Origin of the sequence: Pseudoalteromonas sp. XMcav1-K, from assembly GCF_044005875.1 — a bacterium.
Classification (GTDB): domain Bacteria; phylum Pseudomonadota; class Gammaproteobacteria; order Enterobacterales; family Alteromonadaceae; genus Pseudoalteromonas; species Pseudoalteromonas spongiae.
In genome coordinates this window covers 1-10,603 of record NZ_JBIPJE010000013.1, presented here as the reverse complement: position 1 = coordinate 10,603, position 10,603 = coordinate 1, and the positions used below count along the sequence as shown (strand labels likewise).

The window sequence follows — 10,603 nt, the reverse complement described above, 5'->3', positions numbered from 1 at the left end:
CTACTTGATAGTCTGTATCGTAAGTACCATTTAAGATGTTTACACCACCAAACGTTGTATCACTTGCTACACGGTCTATCTCTGCCGATAATTCAGCAAACTCTTTTTGTAGTGCATCACGGTCTGAATCTGTGTTTGAACCATTCGCCGATTGAATCGATAAAACACGCATACGTTGCAACATGTTTGACGTTTCTTCTAGTGCACCTTCTGCTGTTTGCGCTAGTGAAATACCATCATTCGCGTTACGTGCGCCTTGATTTGCACCATTTACTTGCGATTGTAAACGTGTGCCAATTTGTAAACCGGCCGCATCGTCCGCTGCACTGTTAACACGTAAACCTGATGATAAACGCTGAAAAGACGTGCTTAACGCATTTGTTGAATTCGATAATTGACGCTGTGCGTTCAATGATGTGATGTTTGAATTTACATATAAAGCCATGATTCTCGCCCTCTTCTATCTGCGGTATTGACCGCCAAACAACTCGTTTGATTAAGATATCGACAACAAGGGGGATGACTTTAGAGAAAAGTTAATAAAATTTATAGCCCCTGATAAATCAAGGGCTTTAAAGCGATTATCCCTGAAGTAGTGACAACGCGATTTGAGGTTGTTGGTTAGCTTGGGCCAGCATTGAGCTTGATGCTTGTTGTAGAACCTGATTACGCGCCAATGCTGCACTTTCTGCTGCAAAGTCCGTATCCATAATACGAGATTTTGACGCTGAAACGTTTTCAGCAACACTTTTTAAGTTACGAATAGTTGAACTAAAGCGGTTTTGTTTCGCACCCAGATCTGCACGCACTGCATTAACTGTCGATAGCGCATCATCAAGCGCTGCGATTGCAGTTTGAGCACCAGCTGCAGTACTGATTGAATCATCAGAAAGTGCAAGCCCTGTTGTATTCATATTAGTGGTAATTTTCACTTGAATCGTTTGATTGGCATCTGGGCCGACTTGATAGTCTGTGTCATAAGTACCATTTAAGATATTTACACCACCAAATGTTGTATCAGTTGCAACGCGATCAATCTCAGATTGTAATTCAGAAAACTCTTTTTGCAGTGCCTCACGGTCTGAATCAGTGTTTGAACCATTTGCCGATTGAATGGATAAAACACGCATACGCTGTAGCATGTTGGTTGTTTCTTCTAAAGCGCCTTCTGCTGTTTGCGACAGTGAAATACCATCATTTGCGTTACGTGCACCTTGGTTTGCACCATTTACTTGCGATTGTAAACGAGTACCTATTTGCAAACCTGCCGCATCGTCTGCTGCACTATTAACACGAAGACCTGATGATAAACGTTGGAACGATGTACTTAATGCATTGGTTGAGTTCGCTAACTGCCTTTGAGCATTAAGTGACGTTATATTGGAATTTACATATAAAGCCATTTTTTTCTCCTAAGTTAGAATACAGTGGCGCAAAGCTCTCTCCTTCTTTGCGCTACTGTTAGTACTCCCGGCTCTCATGACGGGAAGTGCTTTGTTAAAGCGAACTTTAACGTTTGCACTAAGTTGCGTCTTTGACGCACTAACTTAAAAGCATTAAACGTGCCAACTTATATGTAATCAAACAAAGTTAATCCTGAAACTCGGCCAAATGTCGCTTGAGCGGCCTGTAGCGCGGTTTCATTTTTCTTTAACTCGCTGATTGCTTCAGCCATATCGGCCTCTAACAAACTTGCCTTAGTGGCAACGTTTACTATTTCCTCTCCAGAATTGGCATTTTCATTCCTTGTAACGGCATTTAATCTCCCCCCAATACTTGCCCGGGTGAAAGTAATTGCCTCTTGCGCATTATCTAATTCAACAACTGAATCTGCAAGCGTCTCTTGTAACTGAACCTGCGTACTTGCAGGATTTTCAAGTACCGAAATAAGCTCTTCTAATGTGTTTAGAATGTTCTTGTTAGTTGGAGGTTCTAATGTAAAATCAGCTTGCCCTGGCGCAGCACCTTGCAGCGATATCTCCATGCCAACAAATTCTATTGACTCACCGGTAAAGTCTCCTGTGACAGCAGGTACCAGTGGCGAGCCATTTTGTCTGATCTCGTACTGATCTGGTGCGCCAGCCGTAACGACTACATTGAAAGTATTATTTGCGGGTGTAAGCGGGTCATAATAGTTAGCGTGAAATTGGTCAAATTCAGCTTGTTGCTTAACATACACACTGCCCGCGGTAATTGCCCCAGGCAATATCGTCATCGCATTACTGGCAACATTTAGCCGCGCTTTGGTTTTTTCAAACAAATCTGCGCCATTGTCAGTAGCTTGAATATAAGTTGAAGTAGCAACTTGAATCGAGTGGTTACCCTGATCGCCGTTGTATGTATAAGTTTGACTAGCACTATCGTAAGAATAAGTCGCTTTACTATCTTGAAAACCAGAGAAAATAAAACGCCCATCTTCAGAGCGCGTATTCATCAAATCAAGTAAACTTTTTTGAATTTCAGCTAATTCTTTACTAATACCCTCACGATCGGTGTGAGTATATGCACCATTACCAGCTTGAATAGAAAGTTCGCGTGCTCGCTCTATTTGCGTATTCATACTTTTTAGCGCATTTTCTTCTACTTCTAAGCGCCCGCGCAAGAAACTCATATTCTTGTCAAACTGGTCATTCAGTTCTAGTTTTTTCGTAATCAAGTTCGCTTGTGCCATAGCGGCGGGATCATCCGCTGCTGTTAGTACTTTTTTCTGCGTATTCACTCTTAGTTGAGAATCTACAAGTTTCTCTTGGCCACTTAAAATACTATCGAGGCTATTTTGATACATAATATTATTCGATAAACGCATCTCGACTACCTCGCTGCATTAAGAATTGTGTCAAATACTGTGCTTGCGGTACTTAAGATTTTTGCCGCTGCTGCATAAGATTGTTGATAACGTAATAAATTAGCCGCTTCTTCGTCTAAATTGACACCTGAAATCGACTCATACCACGCATTAGATTGATTAGCTAACGCATCAAATGCCACTTGATTGGTTTTAGCTTGCGCAGTTTTCATACCAACATCAGTCACTATATTACCGTATGCTTCATTAATCTTAGTGAGGTTATCACCATTGGTTACGATAGCACTTGACCTAACTAACTCTCGATTTTGAATTTCTGCCAGTAAAAGACCGTTTCGGCTATCGTCAAAGCCATCAGTATTAAACTCAATCGTAAATGAGTCACCCGTTTCTGCTATACCTTCAAGGTTAAAATCAAAACCATAGGTATTGTATGGTGCACCTGCTTGTGCCAAAACATTGTCATAAGGCGGTGTTAAAACAACCGTATTCGTTACGGGTGGTGCACCATCTGTAATTGTAAACTCATTAGGGTTTGCCGTTTTAGTTAGTGTAATGGTGCCATTAGCTAAAGCTGGCGGAGGACCTGGATTAAATCCTGGTGCAGTGGTGTCAGAAACAGTGCTTGACGCTATATTACCTGACCCTCTGTTGGCTAAGTCGCTGTTAGTGCGTATCGGTGACGCTAACGCTAAATCTTCCGGTCGCATGGTTGCAAGCTCGAAGCTCGTCGATGCCTCTGAGTTAAGTTTAAGTTCAAATTTATCACCAACCGCAGCGCCAGCTCCTACATTAATTTGCAAACCAAAAAGTTCTCCGCCTACTGCTGTGCCCGAATTAGCCTGCCCAGCAGCGACAGCTGCAACAATAGGTGTACCAATTGGATCACCATATGAATCAAGCGCTGTAACTGTAATTTGGTTCGCTGCTGTATATTCAATTAAAAAATCATTTGGCGGTAATTCACTGCCTTTACCCGGCTCAATGGTTCCACTTATTTGGGCCGTCCCCGTGTTTGCTGCATAGGAATAGGCTCCAGCGGTTGGAATGGTAAATAAATCGCCGCCAAGCTCACCATCACCGTCTAATCCAAGCCTATTTTGCTGATTGAATGCATCCGCCATTGCTAGGCTCAATTGGCCTAACTTGTTTTGTGACGAAATCAGTATTTCCTCACGGTAAGCTAGTAGCCCACCAATTTTTCCTTTTAGTACACTGGTATTCACTTCAAGCGGAATGGCTTTGCCTGAATCCACATCTAATTTTAAATCTTTAAAATTAGGATCAGGATCGCCAGAAAGTGAAAATAAGTTAAACGCGCCATCTTCCATTACAACAGCTTCACCCGTGCCCATAAACACCAGTTTTTCACCATTTGGACCATCAAGTGTTTCAATGTCTATATATTCAGATAGCTCTTTAATTGCCAAATCACGCTGATTGATAGTGCTATTTAGAGCACTGCCATCAGGCCCCGATGTTCCCGATGCAATTGATAAGTTTAGCTCGCTAATCTTAGTGATAAGTGAATTAGCTTCATTCGCATAGATCTCGAGCTGATCGTTAACGATGGTTTTTTGATCAAAAACGATACCCGATAATCGGTTAAGCTGATCGATGTAACCTTGGGCATTACTAAAAAACAGGGAACGGCTAACATTAGACGATGGTTGGTTTAAACTATCTTGTAACGAGCCAAACAACGAGTTGATGCTCGTTCCGAGACTATTAGACTCTTCAGCAAATAGACTATCTACTCGCGCGGACTCGCTAACGATTTGGTTGTAAAAAGCCGCATTGGAAATATCGCGATTAAGCTGCTCTTGTGCAAAACTATTCACTAAGCGGAAAGTTTGCCCAAGTCCAACTTGATTATCGAACAGTGTTCTATGTTCTGTGCGCTCTCGAACATAACCTTCGGTATTGACGTTGGTAATGTTTTTACTGGTAGTTTGCAGTAACTCTGAGCTTGCACGTACACCTGAGTTTGCAATATTAAGTAGATTAAAAGACATTAGTTAGTGCCTCCTAAACTTGTTATCGAACTTTTCATCATATCGTTTACATTTATTCCTGAAGCGACAGCGTTGAGTGCTTGCGTAAATTCACTGCGCTTTAGCACATCTTTAATTTTGTCTGCATAATTAGGGTCAGTGGCATACCCTGCTTTTTGTAATTCATCAAGATACTGAGATGGGTCTGACGTTGTTTTAAGTGCTGATTGATAGCGTGGGTTTTGCTGTAAAAAGTTAACAAAATCATCAAAACTTTCAGCAATGCTGTTATACGCTCTAAAATTAGATTGTTTTTTAACAGCGACGCCTTGTTCAAATTCAAGCGAAGCTTTAGCAGCTTTATCACCTTGCCATGCGCGGTCAGCTTTAATATTGAAAAAATTATTTGAGCTTTGCCCATCACTTTTAGTAATCACATGTTTTCCCCAGCCTGTTTCAAGCGCAGATTGCGCCAACATAACAGCAGGACTTAACCCTATTTTTTCAGCTGCGCTTTTAGCGTGCTGCCAAAGCTCAGAAACAAACGACTGCTCATTATCAAAGGCTGTTTCTTCACCTGTAGTATTTATCTGTTTTGATGAATCTGTATTTGCAGTATTCAATGAAGGCTTTTGCATTGGCGCAATTTGGCTTGATGAAAACAAACTTGCAGGGGTGTATTTTCCTGGCGTGGGTGAAAGTTGCTGGACAATAATATCGGCAAGCCCTAATGCACCACTTTGTGAAAGTTCCATAGAAAGCTGTTGATCGTGCATATCACGATAAAATTTAACGCTGCTTTCATTAAACGGGCTATCTTCGTCTTCAAATGCTTCGTTGGCTTTACGCATACTTTTAAATAGCATTTGGGTAAAAATCGATTCAAACTGAGCTGCGACTTGCTTAAGCGCTTTTTTATCAGGATCGCCCTGCAGCGCTTCTTGACGTAAAGAATCTAAGTTACTCAAGTCAAAGAAACTTTGTTGATGATTTATGTTGTTACCATCCATAAGTCAGCTCTCATTCAATAAATTGGCTACGAAACACACTGATAAACCAATGCAAAAATCAAGCCAAAGAAATCAAATTAAAGCACTAAACAAAAAAGCCCTGCAATGCAGGGCTCAAGTAACAATCTGTAAACTTAAATCACGATTAGTTGGCCACTTATTGCGCCCGCCTCTTTCAACGCTTCAAGTATTGCCATTAAATCACCTGGCGCCGCGCCGACTTCGTTAATCGCTCGCACGAGATCATCTAAACTCGCACCTGGGTCAAACACAAAAGCACGGGTATCATCGCGGGCAACATCAATAATGCTTTGTTCGGTAACAACCGTTTGCCCACCAGCAAGTGCGTTGGGTTGATTAACGTTTTGCTGCTCTGCAATCGTGACAGTCAATCCACCATGGGTGATTGCTGCGGGTTCTAAAGTAACATTTTTACCAATCACGATAGTGCCTGTACGCGAATTAACGATAATTTTTGCACTGTTATCAGCTGGTTCGAATTCAAGATTTTCTAAAGTAGCAAGGTAAGCTACGCGCTGCGCTGGGTCGCGTGGCGCTAACACTTTAACCGACGCTGCATCCATTGCTGTGGCAGTATTTGGGCCTACTAAATCGTTAATCGTATCAGATAAGGCTTTTGCAGTAGAAAAATCAGGACGGTGCAAATTAAATGTAATGTGATCACCTTGGTTGAACGGCGATGCGACCGCACGTTCGACAATCGCGCCATTTGGAACACGTCCTACAGTTGGTGTATTTACTAATACCTTGCTGCCATCAGCACCCTCGGCGCCTAATCCGCTAACCACCATGCTGCCTTGTGCAATTGCATACACATTGCCATCAACGCCCTTTAGAAAGGTTTGAATTAATGTACCACCGCGCAAGCTTAATGCGCTGCCAATTGACGATACGGTTACATCGATTGTTTGACCCGGTTTCACAAACGGCGGTAAATCTGCATGTACAGCTACTGCTGCGACATTCTTAATCTTAGGCTTTAAGTTTGCTGGTAACGTGATACCAAAACTGCTTAGCATGGCTTTAAAACTTTGCTCGGTAAAGCTACTTTTTTCACCTGTGCCAGGCAAACCAACAACTAAACCATAACCAACAAGCTGGTTACTACGTACCCCTTCAACAACAGTCACATCTTTAATGCGTTCTGCTGTTGTTGGGAAACTAAAAAGGCTAAGAAGCGCGATAAAACCAATAGCAAAATTACGCATGCGACCTCCTAAAAAGGGTTTAATGGGCTTAAGAAGAACTGGGCTAACCAGCCTGCTTCTTGTGCATCTGCCAGTGCCCCTTTACCAGAGTACTGAATACGTGCGTTTGCAATACGGGTAGACATCACCATATTGTCAGCACTAACATCCTTCGGACGAACGATGCCTTCTAAACGAATAAATTCTTCACCGGTATTAAGCGTAAGCCACTTTTCACCGCGAATAACTAAATTACCGTTTGGTAATACACGCATCACATTAACTGAAATATTACCGTTTAGACTATTTGACTGATCTGACTTCGCATCGCCTTTATATGAGCCCTCTGAACCAACACCGTATTGCAACGCATCACCATTGATCGTAACTGCATTACCGCCAAATCCAGTAACCGGTGATAGTGCAAAGTCCGTTTCTCGGTCAGTTTCCGTTTTTGCAGTTTTTGACGCCTGAGTTGATTCACTCAGCACTACGGTAATAATGTCACCTTGGCGCAGCGCTTTTTGGTCTGAATAAAGGTCATTTGAGTAATGTATATTATAAAGTGACCCCGTGTTTACCTGCGACACATCGGTATCTTCAGGATACAGCGGTGCATAATACGGATCATCACGTTCGACGAAGCGGTTTGCTGTTGTCACACAACCGCTTAAAAGTACGCTGCCGATCAATGTTAATAGTAACTTACTCATGCTAACCACCTATTAAAGCTGCTGATTAATGTAACTCAACATTTCATCAACCGAAGAGATGACTTTTGAATTCATCTCATAAACGCGCTGCGTCTCAATAAGATTTACCAACTCTTCGGTTACATTCACGTTTGATGTTTCAAGAGAGCCCTGCACAATCACACCTAGTCCATCCACGCTCGGGTTACCTTGCACAGGTGCGCCACTTACTGCGGTTTCTGTATAGAGGTTTTGTCCCATAGGCTCAAGACCTGATGGATTAATAAAATCAGAAATGGTGAGCTGACCAATTACTGCATTGTCTGCTTGCCCAGCGATACGTACTGACACTTCGCCATCTTGCGATACAATAATCTGCTGTGCATCGTCAGGGACATTCATTTCTGGCTGCAATGGATAACCCGCGCCCGATGTTACAATGCGACCTTCTTCATCCGTAGTAAATTGGCCATTTCGCGTATAGGCAAGACTACCGTCCGGCATCGCAACTTCAAAAAAGCCCTGACCTTGAATCATCCAATCCATCGAGTTATCAGTTGTTAGCATATTTCCTTGTGAGAAATTCTTTTGCGTGGCAACTACTTTAGAACCCGCACCTAACATTAAACCCGATGGCAGCTGCGTATCTTGCGATGAGCGCCCCCCCGGCTGATTAATGTTTTGATAAAGCAAATCTTCGAAAATCGCACGGCTTTTTTTGTACCCTACGGTGCTCGCGTTTGCTAAGTTATTTGAAATTACAGACGTATCGGTTTGCTGCGCATCGATACCTGTTTTACTGATCCACAATGCAGGATGCATACTAACCTCCAAAAACCATTAATAAATTCGCATAAGAGAACTTTGGCTTTCGTCAATTTTCTCTGCGGTTTTCATCATTTTGACTTGCAACTCAAACTGACGTTGGTGTGAAATCATTCCCACCATCTCATCAACTGGGTTCACATTAGACATTTCTAATGCACCGCTGGTTACTGTCATATTTGGGTCGGTATCCAGTTCCGCCCCATCTTTATTTCTAAACAAGCCATCCAACCCTTTTTCTAAAGGTTGAACACCATACGCACTGACCAACTTTAAGCGGTCGATATCTTCAATAAAATTTGCTGGTGCGCCTTGCGGCCTAACTTGGATCATGCCGTCTTTGGCAATTTGTACTTTTTCAATCGGCACTGGCAAAATAACAGGCCCCGCTTCACCGATTACTGGTAAGCCATTAGCTGTAAATAGCTGCCCTGTTTCACTCATGCGTAAATTGCCTGAACGAGTGTAGGCCTCGTCACCATTTGCATCTTGCACAGCGAGCCAACCGTTTTCACCAACTGCAATATCAAGTTCACGTCCGGTCATAGATAAGGCTCCAGCACTCAAGCGTGAACCCGGTCTTTCTTCCATCGCAAACACGCGTGTTGGCAAGCCTTCACCAAAAGCCTGCATAGAACGAGCTTGCTCTAAATCAGCTTTAAACGCAGTGGTTTTTGCATTAGCTAAATTATTAGCTTTAACTGCAATGCCCAGCATATTTTGTTTAGCGCCCGATGCAGCGACATAAAGTAATTTATCCATCGACTCGACCTAAAAATGATCACTAATAGTTAGGTAGAGCAAAAATGATGCCAATCGCAATGATTGAAAATTGACGCTATTAAGAAATAACAAATAGAATAAAAAAGGGCTGAAAAATCAGCCCGATAAAGAAGTGAATTACGCTAACTAAATTAGCGGATCTGTAAGATATTTTGTTGCAGTGTTGAGTTAACTTCTAAAGCTCGTGAGTTTGCTTGGAAGTTTCGCTGCGCGGAAATTAAATCAACAAGTTCGTTGGTTAAGTTTACGTTAGATTGCTCGAGCGCACTTGAATTAATCGTACCTAATGTACCCGAACCCGGTTCACCTGCTATTGGCTCGCCTGATGTTAAACTTTCTTTCCACGCTGTATTACCTACCTGAGATAAACCTTGTGAATTAGCAAATCGTACCATAGACACTTGGCTAATATAGGTTGAATCACCGTTACTGTATGACGCAACGATCTTACCATCGGTACCAATATCAATACCCGTTAAACGCCCCACCGTCGCACCATCTTGTTCAAGTGCTTTTACCTCAAAACGGCTGGCATACTGAGTAGGTTGTTTCTGTGCAGTACCTACTTCGTCGCGCCAATTGATATTTACATCATTTGGAAAAGCCGCACCGTTTGTTAAAAGGCTTGATAAGTTAGTCGCTGTTAATGAAACAGGGTCAAATGTGGTATTAGGCGCAGTAACAGGAGCTTGAGGCAAACCGCTTGAATCAAATGTAAATGTTGCCAGTGGGCCTGCCGGTGGGTTAGTACCTGTGCTATCAAACTCCTGTCCACCTAATGTAGCGTGAACATTCCACTGATTATTTGTACCCGTTTTTACAAAATAGAACTGCATAACGTGGGGTTCACCCAGTGAATCATATACCGTCGTAGACGTTGATGCGTTAAACGTAGCAGAGTCTTTTGGATTAAATGGCGCTACTGTAGGCTGAGTTGCACCGGCATCTAAGTTAAATGAGGTATACACATTATTGGTTGCACGTGGTGCACCTGATGCATCAGGAATTTGAATCGGAGTTGCCGTACTCAAACTGACGGATGTTGTATCTCCGTTCGATGGGTCTACAGGGAAACCACGTAAAAAATTCCCTTGTGCATCTACAACGAAATTATCTTTGTTAAGTTTGAATGCACCAGCACGCGTGTAAGTATAATCTTGCGATGATAATGAATCAGTCATCGCAAAGTAACCTTCGCCGGTAATCGCAAGATCAAGCGCATTCTGAGTAAACTGTAATGAACCTTGGTTAAACTGTTGTGCCACAACCGTAGTTTGCACACCAT

Annotated in this window: 9 protein-coding genes and 1 pseudogene; all 10 read right to left on the bottom strand. The window is 42.5% G+C overall.

Features of this window, described 5'->3' with window-relative positions:
• Positions 1-445, bottom strand: a pseudogene (locus ACHSBP_RS00515) (flagellin FliC); the annotation flags it as partial.
• Positions 446-581: 136 nt separating this feature from the next.
• A complete protein-coding gene (locus ACHSBP_RS00510; RefSeq protein WP_010560729.1) occupies positions 582-1,403 on the bottom strand; it encodes a flagellin in 822 nt (273 codons plus the stop codon).
• A gap of 167 nt (positions 1,404-1,570) precedes the next feature.
• Positions 1,571-2,806, bottom strand: coding sequence for a flagellar hook-associated protein FlgL (flgL, locus tag ACHSBP_RS00505; protein ID WP_395387926.1), 1,236 nt, complete (start codon positions 2,804-2,806; stop codon positions 1,571-1,573).
• Between the two features lie 5 nt (positions 2,807-2,811).
• The gene (locus tag ACHSBP_RS00500; RefSeq protein ID WP_395387925.1) at positions 2,812-4,821 is read right to left on the bottom strand and encodes a flagellar basal body rod C-terminal domain-containing protein; all 2,010 of its coding nucleotides are present in this window, start codon (positions 4,819-4,821) and stop codon (positions 2,812-2,814) included.
• Positions 4,821-5,810 (bottom strand): flagellar assembly peptidoglycan hydrolase FlgJ, encoded by a 990-nt coding sequence (gene flgJ / locus ACHSBP_RS00495; RefSeq protein ID WP_010560732.1) that lies wholly within the window; start codon positions 5,808-5,810, stop codon positions 4,821-4,823. The genes ACHSBP_RS00500 and flgJ overlap by 1 nt, the downstream gene beginning before the upstream one ends.
• A gap of 134 nt (positions 5,811-5,944) precedes the next feature.
• The gene (locus tag ACHSBP_RS00490; RefSeq protein WP_010560733.1) at positions 5,945-7,039 is read right to left on the bottom strand and encodes a flagellar basal body P-ring protein FlgI; all 1,095 of its coding nucleotides are present in this window, start codon (positions 7,037-7,039) and stop codon (positions 5,945-5,947) included.
• A gap of 8 nt (positions 7,040-7,047) precedes the next feature.
• Positions 7,048-7,731 carry a flagellar basal body L-ring protein FlgH gene (gene flgH, locus ACHSBP_RS00485; protein ID WP_010560734.1) on the bottom strand — a complete coding sequence of 228 codons (684 nt, stop codon included), beginning with the start codon at positions 7,729-7,731 and terminating at the stop codon, positions 7,048-7,050.
• Between the two features lie 12 nt (positions 7,732-7,743).
• Positions 7,744-8,532 (bottom strand): flagellar basal-body rod protein FlgG, encoded by a 789-nt coding sequence (gene flgG / locus ACHSBP_RS00480; RefSeq protein ID WP_010560735.1) that lies wholly within the window; start codon positions 8,530-8,532, stop codon positions 7,744-7,746.
• Positions 8,533-8,550: 18 nt separating this feature from the next.
• Complete coding sequence (locus tag ACHSBP_RS00475; RefSeq protein WP_010560736.1) at positions 8,551-9,297, bottom strand: flagellar basal body rod protein FlgF; 747 nt, start codon at positions 9,295-9,297, stop codon at positions 8,551-8,553.
• Between the two features lie 152 nt (positions 9,298-9,449).
• Positions 9,450-10,603, bottom strand: a 1,154-nt coding sequence (flgE, locus tag ACHSBP_RS00470) for a flagellar hook protein FlgE (RefSeq protein WP_395387924.1), incomplete at its 5' end; no start/stop codon positions are given.

What these genes read in the sequence shown, in the direction of transcription:
- flgG (WP_010560735.1), bottom strand. Translation starts at nt 8,532, where the DNA reads ATGCATCCTGCATTGTGGATCAGTAAAACAGGTATCGATGCGCAGCAA.
- ACHSBP_RS00500 (WP_395387925.1), bottom strand. Translation starts at nt 4,821, where the DNA reads ATGTCTTTTAATCTACTTAATATTGCAAACTCAGGTGTACGTGCAAGC.
- ACHSBP_RS00475 (WP_010560736.1), bottom strand. Translation starts at nt 9,297, where the DNA reads ATGGATAAATTACTTTATGTCGCTGCATCGGGCGCTAAACAAAATATG.
- flgJ (WP_010560732.1), bottom strand. Translation starts at nt 5,810, where the DNA reads ATGGATGGTAACAACATAAATCATCAACAAAGTTTCTTTGACTTGAGT.
- flgL (WP_395387926.1), bottom strand. Translation starts at nt 2,806, where the DNA reads ATGCGTTTATCGAATAATATTATGTATCAAAATAGCCTCGATAGTATT.
- ACHSBP_RS00490 (WP_010560733.1), bottom strand. Translation starts at nt 7,039, where the DNA reads ATGCGTAATTTTGCTATTGGTTTTATCGCGCTTCTTAGCCTTTTTAGT.
- ACHSBP_RS00510 (WP_010560729.1), bottom strand. Translation starts at nt 1,403, where the DNA reads ATGGCTTTATATGTAAATTCCAATATAACGTCACTTAATGCTCAAAGG.
- flgH (WP_010560734.1), bottom strand. Translation starts at nt 7,731, where the DNA reads ATGAGTAAGTTACTATTAACATTGATCGGCAGCGTACTTTTAAGCGGT.